This window comes from Variovorax sp. Soil_C_39 (assembly GCF_057656815.1).
In genome coordinates, this window is sequence record NZ_JBDGJQ010000019.1 from 13659 (window position 1) to 38512 (window position 24854).

Here is a 24854-nt window from a genome sequence, read left to right on the forward strand (position 1 = left end):
GCTTCATCGAAGCTGCAACGACCTCGTACCCATTTCTCGATTGGAGCGCACTCATGATCAGGTTCAGCATCTCGCGTATCGCCTTGAAGGTTCTGCGTACGGCCTTCATTTCGTCCATGTGGTTGGCAGCGGGTGCCGCCAGTGCCCAATTGGGAGGCGACGCCCTTCGTCTCCTGGTCGGCTTTCCGCCGGGCGGCGGCACGGACGCCATTGCGCGCGTGCTTGCCGAGAGACTTGGAGAAGAGCTGGGCAGGCAGGTCGTCGTCGACAACCGCGCGGGCGCGGGGGGGCAGATCGCCGCGCAGATCCTCAAGAGCGCACCCGCCGACGGCAAGACATTCTTTCTTTCCAACGATCACACGATCTCCGTCATTCCGCAGGTCATGAAGAATCCGGGCTTCGACCCGCTGAAGGACTTCGTGCCTGTCGCCGGTTTCGCCAACAGCGTCAACGGCTTGGCCGTGCCGGCGGCGAGTCCCGTGCGCACCATCGCCGAGTACGTTTCGCGGGTCAAGCGGCAGAACGGGACAGCGAATGCGATCGGAGTACCGGCACCGGCCTCCATCCCCGAGTTTCTTGTCAAGGACATTGGCACCAAGTACCGACTCGATCTGCAAGCCGTTCCCTACCGTGGCAGCGGCCCCATGATCCTCGATATGCTGAGCAATCAGATCCCTGCCGGCATCGGTTCGATGGCCGACTTCATCGAATACCACAAAGCCGGGAAGCTCCGCGTCATTGCCCTCATCGGGCGAGAGCGCCAGCCTTCTTTCCCAGATGCGCAGACTTTCAGCGAACTCGGCATGGCCGGTCTCGAGGACCTACCCTACTACGGCTTCTTCGCTCCACGCGGAACGCCACAGGCCGCGATCGACCGCTTCGGTGCTGCCTTGGCCAAGGTGATCGGCACTCCCGCCGTGCACGATCGAATCACTGCAATGGGATTCTTGGTTGAATTCATGAACCAACGGCAGTTCACCGACCGTGTCCGCGTGTACACGACGCAATGGGCGCAGACCATCAAGGCAAGCGGGTATCAACCGCAATGAGGTTTGCCACGCGACTGGACGGCATCGAGACCTCCGCCATCCGGGAGCTCTTCAAGCTGCTGGGGACTCCTGGGATGATCAGCTTTGCGGGGGGCTTTCCCGACAGCGCGATGTTCGACGTGGAGGGGCTGAAGGAGGCGAGCCAGAAGGCGCTGGCCGAGGAGCCCGGCGGCGCGCTGCAGTACGGCGCCACCGAAGGCTACGAACCGCTGCGCACGCAGCTGTCCGCGTTCATGGGCACCAAGGGTGTCGAGGTCGATCCGAGCGGCCTGATCGTCACCACCGGCAGTCAGCAGGCGCTCGACCTGCTCGGCAAGACCATGATCTCGCCGGGCGACAAGGTGATCGTAGAGGGGCCGACTTTCCTGGCCACCATCCAGTGCTTTCGCCTCTATGGCGCGCAGCTCGTCAGCGCACCGATCGACGCCAACGGCGTGGACACCGATGCGCTCGAGAAACTCATCGCCGAGCACAAGCCGAAGTTCGTCTACCTGATCCCGACCTTCGGCAATCCGAGCGGCGCGACGTTGAGCCTCGAACGCCGCAAGAAGGTGCTCGAACTGGCCGTGAAGTACCAGACGCTGATGGTCGAAGACGATCCGTATGGCGACCTCTACTTCGGCGAAGCGCCGCCGCCGTCGATCATGGCGCTCGCCAAGGACGTGCCCGGCAGCCGCGAACTGGTGGCGCACTGCGGCAGCCTCAGCAAGGTGCTGAGCCCGGGCCTGCGCGTGGGCTGGATGATCGCGCCGGCCGAACTGCTGGCCAAGGCGACGATGTGCAAGCAGTTCAGCGACGCCCACACCAGCACCTTTGCCCAGGCCACGGCCGCGCAGTACCTGAAGAGCGGCCGCATGCCGGCCACGCTGGCCCATGTGCGCGAGGTGTACGGCCAGCGCGCGCAGGCCATGGGCCAGGCGCTGAAACGCGAGCTCGGCGAAGCGGTGAGCTTCACGCAGCCGAGCGGCGGCCTGTTCTTCTGGGCCCGCCTTACCGGCGCCAACGGCAAGCTGGCCGACGCGAACGAACTGGCCAAGCGCGCGATCGAGAAGCTGGTGGCCTTCGTGCCCGGCGCGCCGTTCTTTGCCGAGAAGCCCGACGTGGCGACGCTGCGGCTGAGCTTTGCGACGGCCGACGTGGCGAAGATCGAAGAGGGCGTGAGGCGCCTTGCCTGCGCAATGTCGGAGTGCGAGTGACGGCGTCGTCTTGTTGCTGGCTAACCTTAGAGTTCAGGCACGACTGTGCGCATCGTTCATCAGACGACACAGTCTTTGAACAAGAGCGGAGGTCCTTGGCGAAAGCGCGACGGGAGGCTTCGCCATGCAGGTGCGCCGCACGCGTTGTTCTGAATGCCCCGGTCACTCGGCGCTGCTCAGCGCGCGCATCTGTTGAGCTCACTCATGGCTGGAGCCTTGCACTTTCGCTCAGTTCGGTGGTTTGATGCCACGTGCCGCCAGCCAAGCCTTCATCTCCTGGATCTCATGCCGCTGCGCGGCGATGATCTCCTGCGCCAGCTTGCGGTTGACGGGGTCCTTTCCGTACTGCAACTGGATCTGGGCCATGTCGATGGCACCCTGGTGATGCGGGATCATGCCGAGCACGAACGCGACGTCGGGATCGGGATGCTGGATGCCCTCCTGCATCGGGCCGTGCATTCTGGCCATGCTGGCTGCATAGGCGTCGCGCGCTGAACCGCCTGATGCGCTTGCAGATGGCGTTGCATGCCGGAGTCCGTGGGCGCCAGCGGGGGCGGGTGGCGCGGTCTCTTTGCCGATGGCCTGTGGCCCATGCGGGTGTTCTGCGCTGTAGGTGTGGGTCGCCATCTCAGCGGTGGCTGTGTTTGCTTCACCGTTCGGACCGTACAACGCCAGATGCAAACCCCAGTAGCCGCTCGTGAAAATCACCAACGCTGCGCTGAGCGCTACCGGAATGGTCCAGACCGAGCGCCGGATGGCGAAGCGCACCTGGGGCGTCGGGTCTGCGGCAATGGCCACGATGATCGCCATGATGAGGGCGTGTCCCACCAAGTCGATGCGCCCGAACGGGTAGACGGCCGCGTTGAAGATCAAGAACAGCGTGATCGCCGACAACCGCCGCACCAGTGCAGTCCAGAGCAGGCCGAAGCCCATCGTGAACTCCGCCACGCCTGCCATCGGGATGAACACGTCGCGCGGCATGCCGAAGGTCAGGAACGGCTTTTCTTCGACAAGCGGGTAGAACCAGCCCGGATAGGCGAACTTCTCGAGACTCGACCACATCAGGGCGATGGCCACGCCCCAGCGCAGCACTTCGAACCGGTACTTGCGCCATTCCGGGTTGCTCGACGATTCGAGTACAAGGTAGCCCGCGACCGAAACGCCGAGTGCCAGGTAGTCCAGCAGGTGGAACAGGTCGTACTCGGTGAGCGCCAGCACCCACAACAGGATGATGCCGGCGGCCGCCAGCGGCATCGTTCGACGCGAGAAGACGCAGGCGGCGATCAGCAGCTGCATCCACGACACCCATTCGTTCGGTGTCTTCAGGTCTGGCGTCAGATACACCCCGCCCACCGCGAAGATCGCGACGAAGAAGGCCGCGATGACCACCCGCACGAAATCGTCCAGGCGCATCCACAGCGGATTCATCACCTTGTCCATACCGGCGAGGATGCTTTGTCCGACGGTCATCTTCTCGAGGGCCCGGGTGGCCAAGAAGAACATCAGCACCAGTGCGATGCCGATCCAGAACCACTGGTTGGCGAGCGTCGCGCTCAACGGCTGCGGTGGCGCGCCCACGATGTAAGGCGCAAACCATTTCACATGCGCGTGGGCGGTCAAGGCCGCGCCGGCGCCCCCGAAGGCTGCAAGGCGCAGCAGCCTCTGGCGCGGTCTGCCCACGGTGCCGTCAAGCGCGTCGAGTGCATTCTTCTTCATAGCGACTTTCTTTCTGATGTCAGGGGCGCAGGACCGTCACCAGCAGCACCGTGTCCCGATGGGCCTGAACGCGGTGGGGTTCTGCGGCGGGCAGCATCACCAAGCTGCCCGGGACCAGTCGGCAGGTCCGCGATGGCGTCGCGACATCCGCCTCGCCGGACAGGCATTGGACCGTGATCTCGCCGGGTACGTGGTGCTCCGGCAGCGCCTGTCCTGCAGCCAGCACCACCCGTATCAACTGGAGATGAGGCATCTTGAGAAGACTGCTGCTGACTGCCGCGCCGTGCGCTTGGTCGGTGGCGTGCAGATCGATGACCTCCAGGGGCTGGGCATGTTTGAGGGCCATGGCGCTTTGCGTTTGATGTAGGTCAGGAAGCCGGTGACGAGGACGCCTCTTGGCGCCATCATAAGGTATATTCTTTATATATCTTATGACTAACCCAACTCCACGAACGACAGAGGACGGAATGCCCGGGAGCAATCTCTGCACCGAAGCCGAAGTCACGGCCCTGGTGCACACGTTCTACTCGCATGTCCGCGAGGACGAGGTGCTGGGCCCGATCTTCGACGCACACATCGGCGACTGGAACCGCCACCTGGCCAGGCTGGTGGATTTCTGGTCGGCCATTCTCCGGCGCACGGGCCGGTTCTCGGGCGCGCCCATGCCCAAGCATGCGGTGTTGCCCGGCCTCTCGGCAGAGCTGTTCGAGCGCTGGTTGAAGCTGTTCCGCGAGAACGCGGTCGCGCAACCCAACCAGGCGATGGCCCGGCAGGCCTGCGCGATGGCCGAGCGCATCGCGCAAAGCCTGTGGTTGGGCTACCAGATCAGCCGCGATCCTGACGCCCTGCCCGTGGCACTGACCCAGGGCTGAGTGGCATGGCCGAGCTGTTGAAGATCAAGGGGCCGGCAAGGGCGAAGCCGCCTCCGCCGCAGTGGGCGGCGTTCCTGGCGCTGGGATTTCGGCCGCTGTACCTGGCCGGCTGCTTCTGGGCCGCCGCGTCGGTGGCGCTGTGGGTGTTCGCGCCCGGGCTGCTTCGCGGGAAACTGGCCGGTGTGGTCTGGCATGCGCACGAGATGCTCTGGGGCTTCATCGCCACCATCGCGGTGGGCTTCCTGCTGACCGCGGGCAGCAACTGGACGGGCACCAATCCGCTCAAGGGCAGGTCGCTGGGCGCATTGAGCCTGCTGTGGGTTCTGGCGCGGGTGGGCTTCCTCGTGCCGGGCGACACGGGGTTCGCACTGGCGGTTGTCTGCGAGGTCCTGTTCTTCGCCGTGTCGGCCGTGGCCCTGGGCCGCGCCATCTACGGCGCGCGCAACCGGCGCAACTATGGCGTGCCGCTGCTGGTGTTCGCGCTGGGCGGGGCGGATGCCTTCTTCCTGCTCGCGAGCTGGCAAGGCGACCATGGACGGCTCATGCAGCACTTCCACACCGGTCTGCTGTGCATGGCGATGATCGCGTTGCTGGTGGCAAGGCGGGTCATCCCTTTTTTCGCGATGCGTGCGGTGCCGGGTCTGAGCATTCCGATGCACACGCGCAGCGGCCATTGGCAACTGGCGGCCGGCGGCTTGGCCATCGGCTGCGGACTGATGGGCTGGGCGGATGCCTCGGCCCTGTTCCTGAGCGCTGCCGGTGTGATTGCGCTGGTGCAGGTAGGGGCCTGGAATCCGTTCGCCGTACGGCGCGTGCCGCTGTTGTGGATCCTGTATGTCGGGTACGCCGCGACAGGCGCGGGGCTGCTGGCGGCCGCTGCGCACGCTGCAGGCGGCATGGTGCGCAGCGCCTGGCCGGTGCACGTGATCGGCGTGGCCGGGTTCTCCGTTCTGATCATCGGCATGGTGACACGCACGGCGCTGGGACACCTGGGGCGGCCGCTGCGCTCGGATCGCCTCATCGAGTGCTGCTATGGACTGGTGATCGTCGCCGCGGCGCTGCGCCTGCTGGCGCTGCTGCCGACCGGGCTGGCGTCGGGTGCGCTGCACGCCTCGGCTGGCGCCTGGGTGCTGGCCTTCGCGCTGTACCTGTGGCGGTTCTTCCCCATGCTGATTCGCCCGCGCATCGACGCGCCGGCCGCGCCGGTTCTCAAGCCGCAACAGTTTGCGGTGCGACCGCGCCCGCCGCAATGACCGGAGCCATCCCATGCGTTTGACCACGATGACCGACTACGCGCTGCGCCTGCTGATGTATGTGGCGCAGCAGCCCGAGCGTCTGTGCACCATCTCGGAGGTGGCACAGGCCTACGACATCTCGGAAGCCCACCTCATGAAGGTCACTCACCAGCTCGGCCAGCAAGGCTGGATCGAGACCGTGCGCGGCAAGGGCGGCGGTATGCGCCTGGCCCATGCGCCGCGCGACATCAACCTGGGCGCCGTGGTGCGCGGCATCGAGCCGGACTTCGCCTTGGTCGAGTGCTTCTCGACCGGCAACCAGTGCGTCGTGACGGGACAGTGTCGCCTGACGAAGGTGTTCGGCGGCGCTCTGCAGGAGTTCATGGCCCACCTCGACGGCTTCTCGTTGGCCGACCTGTTGCCCGGCAGCGGCCTGCCACTGAAAACGGGTCAGCGCATGAAGCTGGAGCGCAGGCGGCTGGCATGAGGAATTTCCCCCGGGCGATGGCGTCCTGATGATCTGACCTGCTGGCCGCCGTCGCCGTCGCCTTCGTCAGCACGGTGCTCTTCGATGTGGTGATGCTCGAAGGCGTGCGAAAGCACCTGCCGCAAGAGGCCATGCGACGTTGGAGCGCGTGATCGTCAACCAAGCCACCGCCGTGATGCCCCGGTCCTGATGCCGCGTTGCGCAGCCTGCATCGGGCTGGCGCGGCAGCACCGCGCAGCGCTGGCCAGAGCCGCTTGCCAGCCGCTCTGGCCGCCGGCGATGCGCAAGGTTGCAGGGGCGCTCAGCGTGTGCGGTCCTTTCGCCACCGCCATGGTCAGGCGGCGTTGCCTGCGCTTCCAGCCAGGGCTGTCAGCGCTTCACCACCATCCCGTAGATCACCAGAAGCACGATGGCGCCCACGACCGAAGCGAGGAATCCTGCTCCCGCACCGGCGGCGTACCACCCCATCGCTTGACCCAGGTATGTCGCCACGAGGGCGCCAACGATCCCCAGTACGGTCGTCAGGATGAAGCCCATCGCCTGTTTGCCAGGCAGCACCGCACGAGCGACGAGCCCGACCACGAAACCGATGAGGACGGTCCAGACTATTCCCATCTCTTTTCCTTTTGAACGTGATGCCGCTATGTGGTTGTGGAGGGACGCTCAGGCCGTGGTCAGTTCGCCCATGAGCTCTTCCTTTCGCGCAGTCAGCCCTTCGCGCATCGCGACCAGGTCCAGCTTGCGCGTCGCACGCGCCTTCACGAAGATCTCGTTGCGCTCTTCCTTTACATGGTGGTCGATGTATTCGCCAAGCACGGTGACCTTCGCGTCGAACATGTCGTCCACGTCCGCGGCTTCCTGGATCTGCGCGATCAGGTCCTTGGCGCTTGCATGTTCGACCTCGGCCTCGTCCAGAAGGTCCGTGTCCTTGATGGCCTCCCGCAGCGCTGGATAGAAGATTTCTTCTTCAATCTGAGCGTGGACGGTCAGCTCGAGGCAGATCTGGTTAGCAAGGTCGCGCTTCTTCTTCGAAGCGCTGGCGGCGCGCGACTTAGTCAGCGTTTCGTACTCCTTGAACATGGCCTTGACCTTGCGATGGTCTGCATCCAGCAGGGTGCAGGCGTCGGGTGCGGTGCGGGTGGTGGGCATCTTTTGCTGCTCCTTCATGGTGGGAACGCAAGCGTGCAACGAAGAGGTTCGCGATACCGTAGGACGCAACCACACCACCGGGACAGATTTCGGACCGGGGTACCCTTGCGTGAGTTCACGCATGGCTGGCCCCAGCGAGACCTCGCGTCCGGGCGCGAGCGTCTATTAGAGTACGCGCATGTCAATCTGCCCATGCGATCTCCTATCCCGTTTCCTGGCCGCCAGCGCTCTCGCCTTCGGGCTGGTCGCGGCGGCCCATGCGCAGCCGGCACCTTCGGGCGATGGCGAAACGCTCCCCGCCGTTACCGTGAATGCCAGGGGCCGTTCGGAAGCCGCCCAGCAGGTTCCGATCCCCCTGACCTCGATCGACGGCGAGGCCCTCGAGACGCAGCAAAGCTGGCGCCTCGAAGACCTGCAGCAATGGTTGCCGAGTACCAGCATCACCTTCGGCGATCCGCGGCAATCGGCCGTCGCGGTGCGCGGCGTGGGCAAGAACCCATCGAACGACGGCCTCGAGGGCAGCACCGGCATCTACCTCGACAACGTCTACCTGGGCCGCGCCGGCATGGCCACATTCGACCTGCTCGACATCGAGCGCGTGGACCTGCTGCGCGGGCCGCAAGGCACGCTTTTCGGCAAGAACACGACCGCCGGCGTGCTGGCCTTGCACACACGTCCCCCGAGCCGCGAGACCGAGCGCAGCCTGCAACTCTCGATCGGACAGCGCGGCCTTGCGCAGGGGCAAGCCATTTTCTCGGGCGCCTTGTCGGAAGAGACGGCGGGCCGGCTGCTGGTGTACGGCACCCATGAACGCGGCACCATCGAGAACATCCACGACGGCGGCCGCGTCAACGGGGGCACTCGATCCGGCATTCGCGGCCAGTGGCTGCTGCGCCGCGGTGACGCCTTCAGCCTGCGCCTGATCGCCGATGCGCACCGGGAGCGCTCCACCTACGGAACCCGCGTCATCTACTCGCTCGGCAGCGGACCGGCGCTGGCCCGCGCCCGCGCGGGCGGCGCCACCGGCATCGTCGCCGACCCGCGGCGCTATGCGGTCAACACCGACGGCGTGGAGCGCGTCGATGTCGACCAGGGCGGCCTGTCGGCCGAAGCGAACTGGAAGCTCGCCTCCGGCGCCACCGTCACGTCCATCACCGCCGGCCGCTCATGGAAGTTCGTGCCGACGACCAACGACAATCTCAATATCCCCGTGCTGATCGACGGCGGCTCCCGCGTGCGCCAGCAGCAGTTCTCGCAGGAGCTGCGCTATGCCGGGCCCACCGGCGGTGCGGTCGACTATGTGGTGGGCGCGTTCTACATGCGCCAGCGCATGCGCAACGAGATCTTCACCGTGTTCGGTCCCAGGGCGGATATCGTTCTGCAGGGAACGTCCTTGCCGGTGCTCGCCAACGCGAGCACCGTGAGCTTCGGCGGGCTCGACACGGAGAGCTTCGCGCTCTTCTCCCAGGCCACGTGGCACGCCACGTCCAGGCTCGACCTCACGGCCGGCCTGCGCATCACGCAGGAGCGCAAGGACGGGCGCACCCATCGCGGCGATTCGACCGGTGGTGCCGCTGCCACCGCGTTCCTGCGCAATCGTCCGATAGTGCTTGGGGCTTACGACACCGGCCCGCTGACCATCCGAAAAACCAGCCCGTCGGCGCTCCTGAGCGCGAGCTACCGGCTGCACGACGACGCGATCGGCTACGTGAGTTTCTCGCACGGCGAGCGGTCGGGCGGGATCAATCTGGCGGGCCCAGGTGCCGCTCCCGGCCCGCTCGGCCCCTCGTCGCTGATCATCGGACCCGAACGTGTCGACAGCCTGGACGTCGGCGTCAAGAGCAGCCTGTGGAACGACCGCCTGACGCTCAACCTGAATGCCTTCCTGGCGGGCGTGCGCGGCTACCAGACGTCGATGTTCGTGCCCGCCGGCGCGGGCGCGGGCAACTACGTCGAGATCCTCACGAACGCGGGCGATCTCCGCAGCCGGGGACTGGAACTGGACGCCACCGCGCGACCGGCGCGCGGGCTGACCATGTGGGCCAACGCCGCCTTCAACGACGCACGCTATCGACGCTACGAGGACGCGCCCTGTCCGTCGGAACGCGCGTTCGTGCCGCAGGGGCGCTGCAGCCTGACCGGACGGCAGGTTGCGGGGGCTCCGCGCTGGACATTCAACGTCGGTGCCGAATACCGCAGGTCCGTGAGCCCCACCACCCAGCACTTCATTTCGGCGGCGTACGCGTGGCGGTCCGCACAGGACGGCACGCTCGACGGATCGGTCCACTCGCGAATCCCGGCCTATGGCCTGCTGAACCTCGCCACCGGCTGGAAGGTCGCACGGGGCAATGAAACCTGGAGCCTGTCGCTCTGGTTGCGCAATGCGCTCGACAAGAAGTACTTCCCGACCGTGGCCGCCACCGCGAACGGTGCCTACGTGGCATCGGTCGGAACGCCGCGGACTCTGGGACTGACAGTCCGGCTGGACTACTGACCATTCTCCTCGGACTCCCTCAATCGACGTGAAGCGGGTACGCTTGTGTCGACGGCGAGGACGCGTGCCCACCTGATCGTCGGAGGTGCGCCGGGCGATGAAGAGTTCCCGGCCCCACTGGCCGGCCGAGCCCAGCGACCTGCACACGGAATTCCCAAGGAATGGATCGGCGGTTCCTTCGATCCCGCGGCGTCGGCATCGGCGAGATCTACAAGCGGTTGAGCCAGAGCAAAGACTGATCGCCAAGAAAGGGTAGCCGGACTATCGCCCGCAAGCGCTCAGGTCTTCTTTGCAAGGGTTGCAATCGGCAGCATGTAGGTCAGCGGGTTGCTGCTGAAACTGACGAAGCCGTGATGCTCGTAGAACGCGGCGGCGGTCTCGTCCTTGGCGTCGACAACCAGTGCGAAGACGCCCATGCCTGACTGCATGGCGCGCAGGCCTGCATCCCACAGAAGCGCCGCACCGAGCTGACGCTTCTGGAACGCCAGGCTCACCGCAAGGCGGCCAACGCGCGCGACTGGGACAAGAGGATACCGCGGCAGCCTCTTCGCGGTTGCCTCGGTCAGGTCAGCAAGAGGCACACTGCCTGCTGCGAGGGTGTAGCACCCGGCGATCGCATCTGTCGTTTTGTCGATAGCGACGTAGCAGGCGCTGGTGCGGCGGCGCATGTCCTGAGACGCTTGCTCTCGCAGATACTTGTCGAGTGGATCGCTGCCGCAGGCGAAGGTCGCGCGGTCATGTTCAGACGCAAGCGCCTCTATGCGGAACTGATCAGTCACCGCGCAAGGTGATCAGTTTCTTGTGGGCCTTGGCTGCCCGCGCCATCGCCGGAGAGAGCGCGGGAGGGTCGAGCAGCAACGAAGCAAAGCGTTGCTGTTCTTCCATCGACAACCGGATGATCTGCGTCTGCTCAATCGTGCGGCGTGCCGCTTCTTGCGCGGCTCCAACGAGAAAGTCACTCAGGCTGCGCCCTTCGATCTCTGCTGCGCGCCGGACCAAAGCCAGTACGCTAGGCGCAATGCGGGCTTCGACACGCTCGGTTCGGACGATCTCAGTGGACATAAAAAACCTCTCTTTTCCAAAATGTACGGCGTATTGCCGTACATGTCAAGACGAAACTTGGACCGTAAGGATTCATTTTTGACTCACATGCTCCAAGGACTGAACTCTTGCACGGGCGAGAAGACAGGCCAGATCAGCGAGAACCTCTCGAAAAGCGGATCAGCCAATCGGCGGGAAGGCCGGTCCATCGCGGGGACGAATCCGCAAGGCTCGATCCGAGCGGGAGTTCATTTTCGACTGGGCTGCACTCGCCGGGCGACGGACATCCGCTGCCTGCGCGCCTCATCGCAAGTTCGCAGCAGCCCGTGTAGTGCCGGAACCTTCGAGGTTGAGTTTGCGCTGCGTCGTTCGCGCATCAGGCGTCGGCACGCGGGATCTCACAGACGGTCGCAATGCTGTCATGCCGAGCTCAGCAAAAAGGCTTGCTCGTGCGCATTGGTACGCTGCCGATGGCGAGGCAGGCCCTTCCTAAGGCGACACATCGCATCGTCCGAGGCGCTATTCTTTTCTGCGGGTCATGCGGGTCATGCGGGTCATGCGGGTCATGCGGGTCATGCGGGTCATGCGATAGCCGTTCGCCAGCCTTTGAGTGCGTAGGCGCTTCGAGCGTGCATAGCTCTCCGGTGGGTCGAGCCGCTGCTCGTACTCACGGCCAGCCCTTCAACGCATTGTTGGTCGGGCATCCCGGTTCACGAATGGTCGCCCTCATGCTTGCGAAGCTTTTCAGGTGCTGCGGAGTCCGCCACGCGCGGAGTACCTGCGGACGCGATGGACGAGCGTCGCGGACTTGGCGCCCATCGCGCCAGGAGCTCGCCGATACCTGAACTCCAAAAACGTCCAGCGATAACCCGCAAGCCGCTGGGTCGGCCGTCATGGAAGCGAGATTGCCAATGGTGCGACTCGATGTGCCGCGGCTCATGAGCGACAGATGAAAAGTCCGCCGGGCGCCGGAGTTCGGCCAGCATAGAGGGCTGACGACTTTGTCGGCTCATTCCCTCACAGCGCCAGCGCCACCAGCAGGCATGCCAGCGCCACACCGGAGAATGCGGCGCGCACGGCGTGGGAGCACTCCCACCTCCGGCGCAGCCCGGCCCAGACCTGGTGTCGGTCCGCGTGGTTGGCTGTCTCGCGCCCCCGCTCGCCAATACCGAAGAAGCCGGCGCCCGCGCCCTCCAGCTGCTGTCCGCGCAGCCAGAACTTGTTCACGGGGTGCGTCATCAGCCAGTAGGTCGCATGCATCGCCAGCAGGGCCAGCAGGGCTGCGAGCGTGAATGCGAACTGTGGCGCGCCAGGCTCTGTAAACAGCAGCAGCACGGATGTGGCCACGATGCCCCCCGCCTCACCGATGGCTCCTCCGATGGTGAAGCCCGGGTAGTAGATCGTCTGAGTGGCGGCGTACGCCTTCTCGTCCAGCCTCAGCTTGCCGGGCCACTCCAGCGCATGCGAAAGCGCCAGTGCCCAGGCGATCGAGACGAGAAAGGCGGTCAGGACGTGTAGAGAAGTGATCACGGTGGAACTCCCTTGCAGTGGCCGGCACTCCAATTTATATACGGCGTACATTTTGTCAAGCAGAAGTGCCCGGTGACAATGCGGTCATGACGAGCGAACGCAAACGACCGCGGGGCCGGCCCCGGCAGGCGGCCGTGGACCCCACCGGCGTACTGCAGTGCGCACTGGGGTTGGTCGATCGGGAGGGACTGGACTCGCTGACCATGCGCCGCCTGGCGGAGGCGCTGAAGGTCAGTCCGATGGCCTTGTACAACCACTTTGCGGGCAAGGAAGAGCTCCTGCGCGCGATGGCCGAGCACCTTGCGCAGCAGATCGACTTCTCCTGCGACCATGCGGATTGGCGCGAGCGCATTCGCTACTGCTTTCGCAGCCTGCGCGCTGCGGTGCGCGCCCACCCCGCTTCGGTGCGGTTGATGGAGGCGCTTGAAGAGCCCCCGCTGGCGATCTTCCGGCCACTGGACCTGACCTTGCAGGCTCTTGGCGAGGCGGGGGTGACCGGTGACGATGCGTTTCGGGTCTATTTCCTGCTCACCAACTTCACGCTGGGGCAGGCCTCGTACGAGGTGAAGGGGCCGTTCAAGGGCATGGATCCGGCGACCGCACTCGCGCAAGGCCGATTGAGCGGCGGCGGCTTTGAGCACATCGAGCGTGACCTCGCGTTCGACGGCTGGGACTTCGACGAAGCGTTCGAGTTCGGCCTGTCGGTGATCCTGGGAGGCGTCGAGCAGCTGGCGCGCACGACCAGCGGCGCCCGCCGGCCGAAGTAAGGGGTGCGACGATCCAAGACCGAGTCGGTCAAGCAGATCGCGAAGCGCCTGGGCCACCGAGCGACCATGGCGCCTACGTCAATCAACCTTGAAGCCGGAGGCCTCGACCACATCGCCCCAATGGCGCAACCCAAGTTCGATCAACGCTGAAAGTTCGTCGGGCGTGCTGGGTTGCAGCTCGGTGCCCAGCTTGCGCATGCGCGCGCGAACCTCGGAGTCGTTGAGCGTCTGCACCAATGCGGCGTTCAGCCGCTCGATGACGGCGCGCGGCGTTCTTGCCGGCACGAACATCCCGGTCCATTCGAGATTCTCAAACCCTGGCTTTCCGAGTTCCGTCAGCGTGGGCACCTGCGGCAGTAGCGGTGATCGCGTGGTGCCATTCACGGCCAGCACCCGGATCTTGCTGTCCGCGTGATGGGAAGCGATGTCTGCCACGGGGACGATGCCGGCGCTGACCTGGCCGCCGAGCAGATCCTGCACCAGCGGCGCTCCGCCGCGATAGGGCACGGCAAGCAGATCGACCTCGGCGCTCCTGCCGAGTTGATAGCCGACGAAGTGGGGCACGCTGCCGGGTGCCGGCACGCCGTAGGTCGAGTGCAGCGGGGCGGCGCGCGCCAAGTCGAGCCACTGCCCGAGCGTCTGTGCCGTCGATGCGGTGGGCACTGCGAACGCCAGCGTGAAACTCTGGATGCGCCCGACGGCCTGGAAGTCCTTGCGCGGGTCGTACCGTACGGAACGTGAAACCAGCGGCAGCATGACCAGCATATGTGTGCTGCCCAGCAGGACGGTCGTGCCGTCCGGCGCCGCCGCTCGCACGTGCTCCGCGGCAATCTGACCACCTGCCCCGGAGCGGTTTTCTACCACCACCTGTGTCCCGAGCGCCGGACCCAGCTTCTCGGCAATGGTGCGCGCCTGCACATCCGAGGAGCCGCCGGCCGGGAAGCCGACTACGATCCGCACCGGTCCCGGGAAGGCGGCATGCTGCGCTGCCGACCCGCCGGCCGTCATGCCCCAAAGCGCTCCGATGACGACCTCCAACAGTTTCGTGTTCCTCATTGAATTTATGCAGTGAGTGGATAGCCAGTTCTTGGCGTTCCCGGACTGGACCAGAGCGCGTGACGTCGTGCAACGACCTTTCAGGCCATGAGCCATGCCGCCTCGTTGTGACGACGAGGGATGCCCGGCTGGCGGATTTCGGGCGTCCTGTGTGATCATTCGCACCCGGAAGTCGAGAAGCACGACAGGGCGAGTTGAAACGCAATGACGAAGACGACAGACATAGCGACGAACCTGGCTCGACTGCTGCGCGAAGTCCGATTGGAGCGAGGCCTGAGCCAGATCGAGCTGGCGACGCGCCTCGGCGTATCGCAGCGCCACGTCAGCTTTGTCGAGCGGGGTCTCTCGCGCCCGGGCCGGCAGCTGCTTCGGGCCTGGCTCGACGAGGTTCGGGCCTCCGATGCGCTTCGCAACGCAGCGCTGCTCCATGGCGGTTTTTCCAGCCTTGGCGATCAGGCGCATGACGAACCGGTCACTGAAGCGCCCGCATGCGCGCTGGAGCTGCTGGCAGCGCACGAGCCCTGTCCGGCCATCTGCGTCGATGCCGACTGGATGCTGCTCGCCAGCAACCGTGCCAGGCGCAGGCTTCACCGGATCGTGATGCCGCAGCTTCCCGCCGCCTTGCAGGAGGCCTCGAGCGGCGTCGACATGGTCGACCTGTTCGCGCGACCAGGGGGCATGCTCGACAGCTTGCGCAATGCCGCGCAGATCGGCTGGAGCGTGCTGCGCCAGCTTGAAGCCGAAGCCTGGGCCAACCACGCGCTCAGGCCGCGGGCGAAACTGCTCGAGCAACGGTTGCGCCTTCGCTATGCGGAGCCGGCGCCGTGCGTGCTGCGATCGAGTGGTGTGACGCAGCTCGGCCTGGTGTTCGATACCGCGGTTGGCCGCCTGTCGTTTCTTTCGACCCAGCTGCTGGTCGGCCTGCCCCAGAACATCACCGCCGCTGCGCCACGCGTGACGCTTTGGCATCCCGCCGATTCGTTTACTCGGGCGTTTCTGCTATCGCCGGAGCATTCGTACGCAATGGGTATTGAGGAAGGCTCCGCGAGCTAGATAGGAGGGTTGCCGGAAGCTTGCTGAGCGCCCGCTGGGTCAATTCATGGTTTGGCTTCGGTGTATCGAGCGAAACTCTCCAGAATCGCCTGCCAGCCGTCCCGTTGCTGCTCGACGGAGTGGGTCGACTCGGCCTCGAAGCTGACGCGCACCGTCACCCCTTGGCCGGCCTGGATGAAGTCGACGCGTGCCGAGCGATCGCCGAATGTGTATTCAATGAGCTCTGGCTCCACGATTTTGGTGTAGGTCCCTGCGAAGTCGAACCCCATGCTGCCGTCTTTCGCTTCCATTCGCGAACTGAACGCACCGCCCTCGCGCAGGTCAACGGCCGCCGTCGTGGTGTGCCAGTCGTCGGACGCGGCGTTCCACTGCTTGATGTCTTCAGGAGAGGTGTAGCAGCGCCAGACCTTTTCGATGGGTGCGCTTACCTTGGTTTCTACCGTGATGTTCATTGAGTTTCCTGTCTGATTGAAGAAGGTTGCGGTGATCGGTCTCAGCTCACGACGACATTAGCGTGACTGCCCCCTCCGGTCGATTACTTCTCAGGTCATCAGAAGAGTAGAACGGCATGCATGGGATGGGTGGTGGCAAGCCAACCGGCCTCCACGGAATCCGGGGCACTTCAGAGAGCCGGATCATCGCGTTCGCTTCCTATCGAAGAATGATTGGCGCCAAGGCACGACATCGACAGTAGCAAACAGCTGTCCGGTGTTGAATGGGTCGCCGCTCGCGAATGCCTGCGCGGTCTGCCGATCCTCGGTGTCCAGGATGATCAGGCCGCCGATCGGCTGGCCTTCAGTGTCGAGCAGCGCACCACCGGCGAGCATCATGTGCTCGCGCGCAACCAGATAGTCCAGGTGGGCGGGCTTGAGCGCCGCACGCAGCGCTTGCGCCTGCGGCCTGTCGAAAGCGATGATGGCGAAAGGCATGGGCTCCTCGACGGTCGATGCGGCATCGTGCTCAGCTCGGCGTGATGCCGGCCTTCGCGATGATGGCGCTCCAGGTCTGCATCTCGCGCGCGATGAAGGCCCGGAACTGCGCGGGCGTGCTGCCCACCGGCTCGGCGCCGTTGGCCACCAGGGCCTCGCGCGTGACGTTCGTCTGCAGGGCCTTGCGCACCTCGGCGCCCAGGCGCTCGACGAGCGCGGGATCGGTGCCCGCGGGTGCGAGCACGCCGGTCCAGGCGCTCACGTCGAAGGGCTTGCCGCTGATCTCTTCGACCGTGCGCACCTCTGGCAGCGACGCTGACCGCCTGGCGGTCGACGCCGCGAGCGCGCGCAGCTTGCCGGACTTCACGAGCGGCCCGGCGGCCACCACGTTGGCGAACATGAGGTCGACGTGGCCGCCCATCACGTCGGCGAGTGCGGGGCCGGTGCCCTTGTAGGGAACGTGCGTCATCGACACGCCCGATTGCAGCGCAAGCAGTTCCATCGACAGGTGATCGGCGGTGCCGCTGCCCGTGGATGCAAAGGACAGGCGGCGCGCCCCGGCCTGCGCGAGTGCTTCATCCATCGAATGGACCGGGGACGCAGCCGACGCGACCATGATGAAGGGCGACTGCACCGCGAGGCTCACCGGCACGAATGCCTTGACCGTGTCGAACGGCAGGTTCTTCATCATCGACGGATTGGTTGCATGCGGCACGCTCGCCACCAGCAGGGTATAGCCGTCGGGCGCCGACTTGGCCACGTACTCCGAGCCGATGACTGTGCTGGCGCCTGGCTTGTTGTCGATGTAGAAGGTCTGCCCGAGCGATTCGGACATGCTTGCCGCGAGCGCCCGCGCCACCACGTCGGTTCCGCCGCCGGCGGTGAAGGGCACCACGACGCGAACCTGGCGATTGGGATAGGACGGGCTGGCGGCGCGCGACGGCAACGTGCCCAGGACACCGGCCCCGCAGGCCCCCGCCAGCGCAGTGATGAGTTCTCGACGGTTCATGGTGTTCTCCGGTGATGGCGTGGTGACGCGTGATGGGGACGAGGCAAGCGAGAGGTACGGTACGGGCGGCTAGGCGTTGAAATGCAGCCGAAGGCCCGGCTCGGGCCATGGCAGCGAGACGAGCTGGCCCGTGCCCGACAGCGTCAGGTAGGCGGTGCGCAGGTCCGGTCCGCCGAAGCAGATGTTGGTCACGTAGATGTCGGGAAATGCCTGCTGGCGCACCAGTTCGCCGTCGGGTGCGATGACCGAGATCGCGCCCGTGACCAGCGTGGCGACGCACACGTGCCCGCTCGCCTGGACGGCCATGCTGTCGAAGCGCTGGAAGCCCGGCAGGCCGCAGACCAGGCGTGCGCCGTGCGGCGAAGGGAAGGGGTGCTTGTCGACGACGCCGGGCTCCACCACATCGAAGGCCCACAGACGCGCGGTCTCGGTTTCGGCGACGTACAGGACCCGGTCGTCCGGCGACAGGGCTATACCATTGGGCGAAAGCAGCCCGTACGCCACCTCGACGATCCGAGAGCCATCGGGTAGCGCGTAGTAGACGCCGCCGGTGTCACGCATGCGCGCATGCTTCTTGCCGAAGTCGGTGAAGTAGAAGCCGCCTTGCGCGTCGAACACGAGGTCGTTGGGCGATGACAGCCGGTGTTCGCCGCAGCGGGTGTAGAGCGTCGAGACGGCGCCGTCGGCGAGATCGACGCGGCGGATGCTGCCGCCGTCGTATCCAGGCGCAGGCCCCGTGGAGGTGAAGCGGCCCGGCGCATAGGCGCTGCCCCCGTTGTCGCAGACATAGAGCGCGCCGTCCGGCCCGATGGCAGCGCCGTTGGGGCCGCCGCCGCAGTCGCTCACCGTCTGCATGCGCCCGTTGGGCGCGACCCGCGAGATGCGCCCCGCACGCATCTCGACCAGCACCACCGAGCCATCGCCCAATGCCACTGGCCCCTCAGGAAACTGCAGACCGTCGGCCAGGATTGTCATGATCTCGCGCCACCCGCTCCGATGTGCGTGACGTCGGCGAAGGCTTTTCTATGGATGATTCGGGCGCCAAAGATAGCTGCCCCGTTGCTGGGCTTCAACCACAATTAAGTCATGCGAGACATGAGTAAACCTCATCGTCCCGGCACACGGCTCCGTCATACGGGCCCGCAGGCGATTCCTGCTTGCCGGATCCTTCAGGCGTCCGCCTCGGCGGTCTCCGCCGCGATCCAGCTCTCGAAGTCCCGCACCCGCTGCGGCACCGGCCGGTCGGCGCGCCACGCCATGAAATAGCCGCCGCCGGTCGGCACGCGCAGCTCGAAGGGGGCAGCCAGCCGCCCACTTGCAAGATCGTCGCGCACGAAAGCCAGCAGGCCCATCATCACGCCCAGTTCCTCGGCTGCAGCCTGGTAGGCCATTGCGGCGTTCTCGAACTTGAGGCCGTGGCGCGTGTCCACGCCGCGCACGCCGGCGGCCTTCAGCCACGTCGGCCAGTCCTGCGGCCGGTTCAGCGAACTCAACAGCGCGTGCTTCGCCAGGTCGGCCGGCTGCGCGAGCGGCGGCTTGCGCAGCAGCAGTGCCGGCGCGCAGACCGGCAGCAGCGTCTCGCGAAACAGCAGCCGGTAGCCGGGGCCCTCCGGCGGCGCTGGCTCGGAATGGATGCCGACGTCCACATCGTCGCGGTCGAAGTCGGTCGGCTTGTGCGAAGTGGTGATCTGCACGTCGACGCGTGGATGCAGCGCATGGAAGCGCGCGAGCCGCGGAATGAGCCAGCGGATCGCGAAGGTGGGCGGCACCTTCACGCGCAGCAGCCATTCGTCGGGGCTCTGCTGCAACTGCCGCGTGCCATGCTCGATCTGGTCGAAGGCCACGCGCATGCTCGCGTGGTATTCCTGCCCCGCCGGCGTGAGCCGGATGCCGTGGCGCCCGCGTTCGAAGAGCTGCACCTTGAGCCAGCCTTCGAGCGTGGCGACATGGCGGCTCACCGCGCCCTGGGTCACGCAAAGCTCCTGCGCCGCGCGCGTGAAGTTGCCGCAGCGCGCCGCCGCCTCGAAGGCGCGCAAGGCGTTCAGCGGGGGCAGGCGGCGGGTCATGGGGTCTGACTTTAACTCATGAGCTCATGCGTTAATTGTGATTGCGGCGTGCTCCTGTGCAGAACTAGCATTCGGCCACTACAAGCCAAGGAGACAAAGAGATGATGAAGAAAATGCATGCCTGCACCCTGGCCGCGGCGCTCTTCGGCGGCTTGGCGGTGACGGTGGCCTCGGCACAGGCGCAGGCTGTGGACACCTATCCCAACCAGCCCATCAAGCTCATGGTGCCCTGGCCTGCGGGCGGCGGCGTCGACACCACCGCGCGCATCCTCGCGGACCTGCTCGGACAGCGCATGGGCCACCCGTTCGTCATCGACAACCGGGGCGGCGCGGGGGGCAACATCGGCACCGAACTCGCCGCCCGCCAGAAGCCCGACGGCTACAACCTCCTGATGGCCTCGATCAGCCCGAACGCGGTCAACATCAGTCTGTATGGCAAGCTGGGCTTCGATCCGGTGAAGGACTTCGAGCCGATCATCTACGTCTCGGCGGTGCCCAACATCCTCGTGGTGCCGGGCAACTCGCCGTTCAAGACGGTGAAGGACGTGATCGACGCGGCGCGCGCCAACCCCGGCAAGCTCAACTACGCGTCGGGTGGCGTCGGCTCATCGCAGCATCTGGCGGCCGTGCAGTTCGCCAGCGCCACGAAGATCGACATCGTGCATGTGCCGTACAAGGGCACCGCCCCGGCCGAGGCGGACCTGGCGGCGGGCCATGTGTCGCTGATGCTCGACACCACGACCTGCCTGCCGTTCATCGCGAGCGGCAAGATGCGCGCGCTGGCGGTGGCGTCGAAGCAGCGCAACCCCGCATTGCCCGACGTGCCCACCTTCGACGAGGTGGGCCTGCCCGGCATCTACGCCTCGTCGTGGTATGGCCTCTCGGCCCCGGCGGGCACGCCCAAGCCGATCATCGCGAAGCTCAATGCCGAGGCCAATGCGGTGCTCGGCTCGCCCGAGTTCAAGAAGCGCATGCTGGCCTTCGGTGCCGAGATCGGGGGCGGCACGCCCGAGGAGTTCGCCCGTTTCATGGCGAGCGAGACGAAACGCTATGCGGAGATCGTGCGCATCTCCGGCGTGAAGCTCGACTGACAGCAAGAAGCGCAATCCAACCTCCGTCCGAGAACCCACGCGCCATGCCCGCCTTCGTCCCCCGCACCCTGTTCGAAAAGATCTGGACGCCGCATGTGGTCATGCAGCGCGACGATGGCCAGAGCCTGCTGTACGTGGATCGCCACCTGGTGCAGGACGGCTCCGCGCCTGCCTTCGAGATGCTGCGCCAGCGGGGGCTTCCGGTGCGCCGGCCCGATCGCGCGTTCGCGACCCCGGACCATTACGTTCCCACGAGTTCGCGCACGCTCGCAGACATCCCCGATGCCGAGAAGCGCGCGATGGCCGATGCGCTGCGCGATGACAGCGCCGCGGCGGGCATCCGCTTCATCGGCATCGACGACATCCGCCAGGGCATCGTGCACGTGGTCGGCCCCGAGCAGGGGCTGAGCCTGCCGGGCAGCGTGATCGTCTGCGGCGACAGTCATACCGCCACGCACGGCGCACTCGGTGCGCTGGCCTTCGGCATCGGCGCCTCCGAAGTGGCGCATGTGCTCGCGACACAGACGCTCTGGCAGCGCCGGCCGCGCACGCTGCGCGTGATCGTCGACGGGCGCCTGGGGCAGGGCGTCTCGGCCAAGGACATCATCCTCGCGGTGATCGCGCGCATCGGTGCCGCGGGCGGTACGGGCCACGTGATCGAGTACGGGGGCGAGGCGATCCGCGCGCTCCCGATGGCGGGCCGCATGACGGTGTGCAACATGTCGATCGAGGCCGGCGCCCGTGCCGGCATGGTCGCGCCCGACGACACGACCTTCGAATGGCTCGCCGGCCTCCCCGAGGCGCCACGGGGTGCCGCCTGGGACGCGGCACTCGCGCGCTGGCGGCAACTGCCGAGCGACGAGGGCGCGGCATTCGACCGCGAGGTGCGCCTGCACGCCGGTGAGATCGAACCAATGGTGACCTGGGGCAACAGCCCGGAAGACGCACTCCCGATCACGGGCCGCGTGCCCGACCCCGCCCAGGCCTCGAACGCCGAACGCCGCGAAGCGCTCGAGCGCACGCTCGCCTACATGGGCCTCGTCCCGGGCCAGGCATTGGCCGATGTGCGGGTCGACCACGTCTTCATCGGCTCGTGCACCAACGGCCGCATCGAGGACATGCGCAGCGCCGCCGAGGTGGTGCGCGGCCGGCGCGTGGCCGAGGGTGTGGAGGCGTGGGTCGTGCCCGGCTCGGGGCTCGTCAAGCAGCAGGCCGAGTCCGAGGGGCTCGACGCGGTCTTCCGGGAGGCCGGGCTGCAATGGCGGCACGCGGGCTGCTCGATGTGCCTGGGCACCAACGGCGACCAGGTCGCTGCGGGTCGGCGCTGCGCGTCCACTTCCAACCGCAACTTCGTCGGCCGCCAGGGGCCGGGCTCGCGAACGCACCTCATGAGCCCGGCGATGGCCGCGGCCGCCGCCGTGACCGGGCGGCTCACCGACGTACGCGGCCTCTTGCCCGCAGGCTGAGCGACGCACGACAAGCCAAGACACACGGACCCCATGGAAGCCTTCATCTCTCTGGATGCAGTGGCCGCGCCACTGCCGCGCAGCAACATCGACACCGACCAGATCGTGCCCGCGCACTACCTGCAGAAGCCGCGCTCCGACGACTTCGGCCGCTACCTGTTCCACGACGTGCGGCGCGACGTCTCCGGCGCGCCGCGCAGCGACTTCGTCCTCAACGCTCCGGCGTACGCGCAGGCGCGCATCCTCGTGGCGGGGCGCAACTTCGGCTGCGGCTCCTCCCGGGAGCATGCGGTCTGGGCGCTGCATGACGGCGGCTTCCGCTGCGTGATCGCCCCGAGCTTCGGCGACATCTTCTATTCGAACGCGCTGAAGAACGGACTGCTGCCGGTGCGGCTGGCCGAAGTCACGGTACAGGCGATGCTGACCGAGCTTGCGTCGGCACCCGGTGCCCGTCTGCGCGTCGACCTGGCAACGCAGACCGTCACCCGCTCCGGCGGCGAGGCGGTGCCGTTCGCCATCGATCCGTTCGCGCGGCATTGCCTGCTCGAAGGGCTCGACGAAATCGCCTACACGCTCACGCAGCGCGACCGCATCGACGCGTTCGAACGCTTTCGCCATGCAGGCGCAGACGCACATTCCAACCAGCAGCCCCTCTGACGGGGCGAGAAAGGCCTTTCGAAATGAAGATCGCAGTGATGCCGGGCGACGGCATTGGCCCCGAGGTGACGACCGAAGCGCTCAAGGTGCTCAAGGCCGTGGTGGGCTCCACGCAACCGATCGAGTTCGCGCATGCAGCCATCGGCCAGGCCGGCATCGACACCGCGGGCGATCCGTTGCCCGCCGCCACGAGCGAGATCGCGCGCAAGGCCGATGCCATCCTGTTCGGCGCCGCCGGCATGCCGGGCGACGAGACAATTCCGTTTGCGATGCGCCCGGGCGCGAGCCTGCTGCGCCTGCGCAAGGAACTCGGGCTCTTCGCCAACTTCAGGCCCGCCTTCCTGTTCCCCGAGCTCCTCGGCGCTTCCACGCTCAAGCCCGAGGTGGTGGAAGGCCTGGACCTCCTCATCCTGCGCGAGCTCACGGGCGACGTGTATTTCGGCGAGCCGCGCGGCTCGGGCGTGAACGCCGCAGGCGAGCGCGAGGCCTTCAACACCATGCGCTATTCGGAGCCCGAGGTGGAGCGCATCGCCCATGTGGCGTTTCGCACCGCACGAAAGCGCAAGGGCCGGCTGTGCTCGGTCGACAAGGCGAACGTTCTTGAAGTGATGCAGCTGTGGCGCGAGGTGGTCACGCGCGTGGGCGCCGAATACCCGGACGTGGAACTCACGCACCTGTTCGTCGACGCGGCCGCGATGCAACTGATGCGCGCGCCCAAGCAGTTCGACGTGATCGTCACCGGCAACATCTTCGGCGACATCCTGTCGGATGCGGCGGCCATGCTCACGGGCTCGATCGGCATGCTGCCCTCGGCCTCGATGGCAGCCGGCAGCTTCGGCCTCTACGAGCCGGTGCACGGCACCGCGCCCGACATCGCGGGGAAGGATCTCGCGAATCCGCTCGCTGCGATCCTGTCAATGGCGATGATGCTGCGCTTCTCCTTCGGCCGGGCCAGCGACGCCGAGCGCGTGGAGCAGGCGGTGCGCCGCGTGCTGGCTAACGGCCTGCGCACGGGCGACATCTACCAGCCGGGGACGACGCGCGTGGGCACGGCGGCGATGGGGGATGCCGTGGTTGCGGCGTTGAGCGGGCGCTGAGCGCGAGCGGGCGGGTTCCGCGCGGGCCCTTGCGACGGTCGACCTTTCAGGCCGCCGGGCATTGACGGCATCACCTGGATGTCCATCGGATGCGGCTGCGCTCTGGCGTTAGGGTCACTTTGTGTACTGGACCCGTCGCGCTCGGGATCAGGGATGGACACGCACGATCTTCAGCAGAGGCATACCCCTCCACCTGCACCGGCAGCGAGGCATCGGTGAGCATCATCGGTGTCCCGGCGGCTGGCCTCAAACGCTCCGATCCAGTTCGACGGACATCACGTCAGAGGCCAGATGATCAAGTTGTTGAAGGGTCAGCGCCAGCACTTCGGATTCGCTCACTGACCGGTCTGCCAGCCACGCCAGAACGAGCTGATCGTGGAATCCGATCCAGGCACGCATGCAGGCTCGAACCTTCCTGGTGGGACCCGGAATCCCCAGGACTTCGCAAATCCTATCGATCGCTTGCTGACGCGACGCTTCCCAGATCCCGGCCACCTCCGCATTGATGGCGAGGTTGTGGGAGCGCGCTCTGAAGAGCGCATCGCCTTGCCGTTGCTTCACGGCCTTCAGATGGGCGCGCAGGAACGATGTCAATTGCTCACGCGCGGTCCGTCCGCGAAACGAGTCCTGCTGCGTCTTGTTCATCTGCTGCGCCGCCGCCCGGCTGACCTCGGCATACAGACCTTCCATCGAGCCGAAGTGATGAAAAAGCAGGCCGTGCGCGACGCCGGCCTCGCGAACGATCTCGGCGGCCGAGACGTCCAGGAATCCCCGGCTCGCAAAAAGGCGCTCTGCCGTTTCCAGGATTCGTTGCTTGCCCGAGGGCGGCCGATCGGGTGTTTCCCGGTTGCGGCGACCTGGAGGAATCGCGTTGTCTGTCATCGCTTCGATCAT

The 24854-nt window shown here is 66.3% G+C and carries 26 protein-coding genes; 12 read left to right on the forward strand and 14 right to left on the reverse strand.

Translation table 11 applies throughout. The features are described from left to right. The first annotated feature begins 116 nt into the window (after positions 1 to 116). The gene (locus AC3A6J_RS26845) at positions 117 to 1049 is read left to right on the forward strand and encodes a Bug family tripartite tricarboxylate transporter substrate binding protein (RefSeq protein WP_487863112.1); all 933 of its coding nucleotides are present in this window, start codon (positions 117 to 119) and stop codon (positions 1047 to 1049) included. Beyond that, a complete protein-coding gene (locus AC3A6J_RS26850; RefSeq protein ID WP_487863058.1) occupies positions 1046 to 2245 on the forward strand; it encodes an aminotransferase-like domain-containing protein in 1200 nt (399 codons plus the stop codon). The genes AC3A6J_RS26845 and AC3A6J_RS26850 overlap by 4 nt, the downstream gene beginning before the upstream one ends. 228 nt (positions 2246 to 2473) lie before the next feature. Here the strand turns inward: AC3A6J_RS26850 and copM are convergent, their stop codons facing one another. Both copM and AC3A6J_RS26860 read right to left on the reverse strand, forming a co-directional pair. After that, positions 2474 to 3961: a CopM family metallochaperone gene (gene copM / locus AC3A6J_RS26855; protein ID WP_487863059.1), complete on the reverse strand. Its 1488-nt coding sequence runs from the start codon at positions 3959 to 3961 to the stop codon at positions 2474 to 2476. Positions 3962 to 3980: 19 nt separating this feature from the next. Then, the gene (locus AC3A6J_RS26860; protein ID WP_487863060.1) at positions 3981 to 4307 is read right to left on the reverse strand and encodes a cupin domain-containing protein; all 327 of its coding nucleotides are present in this window, start codon (positions 4305 to 4307) and stop codon (positions 3981 to 3983) included. A gap of 121 nt (positions 4308 to 4428) precedes the next feature. Here AC3A6J_RS26860 and AC3A6J_RS26865 point away from each other — a divergent pair, with 121 nt between their 5' ends. The 3 genes from AC3A6J_RS26865 to AC3A6J_RS26875 are packed head-to-tail and all read left to right on the forward strand — an operon-like array spanning position 4429 to position 6555. Further along, positions 4429 to 4833, forward strand: a complete 405-nt coding sequence (locus tag AC3A6J_RS26865; protein ID WP_487863061.1) for a group III truncated hemoglobin — start codon at positions 4429 to 4431, stop codon at positions 4831 to 4833. A gap of 5 nt (positions 4834 to 4838) precedes the next feature. After that, positions 4839 to 6086, forward strand: a complete 1248-nt coding sequence (locus AC3A6J_RS26870; protein ID WP_487863062.1) for an NnrS family protein — start codon at positions 4839 to 4841, stop codon at positions 6084 to 6086. A gap of 13 nt (positions 6087 to 6099) precedes the next feature. Then, positions 6100 to 6555 carry an RrF2 family transcriptional regulator gene (locus tag AC3A6J_RS26875; protein ID WP_487863063.1) on the forward strand — a complete coding sequence of 152 codons (456 nt, stop codon included), beginning with the start codon at positions 6100 to 6102 and terminating at the stop codon, positions 6553 to 6555. 369 nt (positions 6556 to 6924) lie between these two features. Here AC3A6J_RS26875 and AC3A6J_RS26880 read toward each other — a convergent pair whose 3' ends face one another. After that, a complete protein-coding gene (locus AC3A6J_RS26880) occupies positions 6925 to 7170 on the reverse strand; it encodes a GlsB/YeaQ/YmgE family stress response membrane protein (protein ID WP_487863064.1) in 246 nt (81 codons plus the stop codon). Positions 7171 to 7218: 48 nt separating this feature from the next. Further along, the gene (locus tag AC3A6J_RS26885; protein ID WP_487863065.1) at positions 7219 to 7704 is read right to left on the reverse strand and encodes a hemerythrin domain-containing protein; all 486 of its coding nucleotides are present in this window, start codon (positions 7702 to 7704) and stop codon (positions 7219 to 7221) included. A gap of 178 nt (positions 7705 to 7882) precedes the next feature. Here AC3A6J_RS26885 and AC3A6J_RS26890 point away from each other — a divergent pair, with 178 nt between their 5' ends. Beyond that, entirely contained in the window at positions 7883 to 10198 is a 2316-nt protein-coding gene (locus AC3A6J_RS26890) for a TonB-dependent receptor (protein WP_487863066.1), read from the forward strand. A 278-nt stretch (positions 10199 to 10476) separates the two neighbouring features. Here AC3A6J_RS26890 and AC3A6J_RS26895 read toward each other — a convergent pair whose 3' ends face one another. The 3 genes from AC3A6J_RS26895 to AC3A6J_RS26905 all read right to left on the reverse strand — a co-directional run bounded on the left by AC3A6J_RS26895 (position 10477) and on the right by AC3A6J_RS26905 (position 12769). Next, a complete protein-coding gene (locus AC3A6J_RS26895) occupies positions 10477 to 10977 on the reverse strand; it encodes a GNAT family N-acetyltransferase (RefSeq protein WP_487863067.1) in 501 nt (166 codons plus the stop codon). Next, the gene (locus AC3A6J_RS26900) at positions 10970 to 11260 is read right to left on the reverse strand and encodes a type II toxin-antitoxin system TacA family antitoxin (protein WP_487863068.1); all 291 of its coding nucleotides are present in this window, start codon (positions 11258 to 11260) and stop codon (positions 10970 to 10972) included. Before AC3A6J_RS26900 ends, AC3A6J_RS26895 begins: the two co-directional genes overlap by 8 nt. Positions 11261 to 12256: 996 nt before the next feature. Then, a complete protein-coding gene (locus tag AC3A6J_RS26905) occupies positions 12257 to 12769 on the reverse strand; it encodes an anthrone oxygenase family protein (protein WP_487863069.1) in 513 nt (170 codons plus the stop codon). Positions 12770 to 12855: 86 nt separating this feature from the next. On the opposite strand from AC3A6J_RS26905, the gene AC3A6J_RS26910 reads away from it, so the two are divergent. Then, positions 12856 to 13536: a TetR/AcrR family transcriptional regulator gene (locus tag AC3A6J_RS26910; protein ID WP_487863070.1), complete on the forward strand. Its 681-nt coding sequence runs from the start codon at positions 12856 to 12858 to the stop codon at positions 13534 to 13536. 78 nt (positions 13537 to 13614) lie between these two features. On the opposite strand, the gene AC3A6J_RS26915 is transcribed toward AC3A6J_RS26910, so the two are convergent. Continuing rightward, a complete protein-coding gene (locus AC3A6J_RS26915; protein WP_487863071.1) occupies positions 13615 to 14592 on the reverse strand; it encodes a Bug family tripartite tricarboxylate transporter substrate binding protein in 978 nt (325 codons plus the stop codon). A 204-nt stretch (positions 14593 to 14796) separates the two neighbouring features. Here AC3A6J_RS26915 and AC3A6J_RS26920 point away from each other — a divergent pair, with 204 nt between their 5' ends. Further along, positions 14797 to 15645 (forward strand): helix-turn-helix domain-containing protein, encoded by an 849-nt coding sequence (locus tag AC3A6J_RS26920; RefSeq protein ID WP_487863072.1) that lies wholly within the window; start codon positions 14797 to 14799, stop codon positions 15643 to 15645. Positions 15646 to 15689: 44 nt separating this feature from the next. Here the strand turns inward: AC3A6J_RS26920 and AC3A6J_RS26925 are convergent, their stop codons facing one another. The 5 genes from AC3A6J_RS26925 to gcvA all read right to left on the reverse strand — a co-directional run bounded on the left by AC3A6J_RS26925 (position 15690) and on the right by gcvA (position 19649). Then, positions 15690 to 16097, reverse strand: a complete 408-nt coding sequence (locus AC3A6J_RS26925) for an SRPBCC family protein (RefSeq protein ID WP_487863073.1) — start codon at positions 16095 to 16097, stop codon at positions 15690 to 15692. 183 nt (positions 16098 to 16280) lie between these two features. After that, positions 16281 to 16574 carry a YciI family protein gene (locus AC3A6J_RS26930; protein WP_487863074.1) on the reverse strand — a complete coding sequence of 98 codons (294 nt, stop codon included), beginning with the start codon at positions 16572 to 16574 and terminating at the stop codon, positions 16281 to 16283. A gap of 31 nt (positions 16575 to 16605) precedes the next feature. Further along, positions 16606 to 17583 carry a tripartite tricarboxylate transporter substrate binding protein gene (locus AC3A6J_RS26935; protein ID WP_487863075.1) on the reverse strand — a complete coding sequence of 326 codons (978 nt, stop codon included), beginning with the start codon at positions 17581 to 17583 and terminating at the stop codon, positions 16606 to 16608. A 69-nt stretch (positions 17584 to 17652) separates the two neighbouring features. Beyond that, the gene (locus AC3A6J_RS26940; RefSeq protein ID WP_487863076.1) at positions 17653 to 18558 is read right to left on the reverse strand and encodes an SMP-30/gluconolactonase/LRE family protein; all 906 of its coding nucleotides are present in this window, start codon (positions 18556 to 18558) and stop codon (positions 17653 to 17655) included. Between the two features lie 194 nt (positions 18559 to 18752). Then, entirely contained in the window at positions 18753 to 19649 is an 897-nt protein-coding gene (gene gcvA, locus AC3A6J_RS26945) for a transcriptional regulator GcvA (RefSeq protein WP_487863077.1), read from the reverse strand. Between the two features lie 101 nt (positions 19650 to 19750). Between gcvA and AC3A6J_RS26950 the strand changes: the two genes are divergently transcribed. Genes AC3A6J_RS26950 through leuB form a run of 4 tightly spaced genes read left to right on the forward strand, consistent with a single transcriptional unit; the run spans position 19751 to position 23960 of the window. Continuing rightward, positions 19751 to 20740 carry a Bug family tripartite tricarboxylate transporter substrate binding protein gene (locus AC3A6J_RS26950; RefSeq protein WP_487863078.1) on the forward strand — a complete coding sequence of 330 codons (990 nt, stop codon included), beginning with the start codon at positions 19751 to 19753 and terminating at the stop codon, positions 20738 to 20740. A 44-nt stretch (positions 20741 to 20784) separates the two neighbouring features. Continuing rightward, positions 20785 to 22206: a 3-isopropylmalate dehydratase large subunit gene (leuC, locus tag AC3A6J_RS26955; RefSeq protein WP_487863079.1), complete on the forward strand. Its 1422-nt coding sequence runs from the start codon at positions 20785 to 20787 to the stop codon at positions 22204 to 22206. A 33-nt stretch (positions 22207 to 22239) separates the two neighbouring features. Continuing rightward, on the forward strand, positions 22240 to 22863 hold the full coding sequence (leuD, locus tag AC3A6J_RS26960) for a 3-isopropylmalate dehydratase small subunit (RefSeq protein WP_487863080.1): 624 nt from the start codon (positions 22240 to 22242) through the stop codon (positions 22861 to 22863). A 23-nt stretch (positions 22864 to 22886) separates the two neighbouring features. After that, the gene (gene leuB / locus AC3A6J_RS26965) at positions 22887 to 23960 is read left to right on the forward strand and encodes a 3-isopropylmalate dehydrogenase (RefSeq protein WP_487863081.1); all 1074 of its coding nucleotides are present in this window, start codon (positions 22887 to 22889) and stop codon (positions 23958 to 23960) included. 246 nt (positions 23961 to 24206) lie between these two features. Here the strand turns inward: leuB and AC3A6J_RS26970 are convergent, their stop codons facing one another. Continuing rightward, the gene (locus tag AC3A6J_RS26970; RefSeq protein WP_487863082.1) at positions 24207 to 24842 is read right to left on the reverse strand and encodes a TetR/AcrR family transcriptional regulator; all 636 of its coding nucleotides are present in this window, start codon (positions 24840 to 24842) and stop codon (positions 24207 to 24209) included. Between the last annotated feature and the right edge of the window lie 12 nt (positions 24843 to 24854).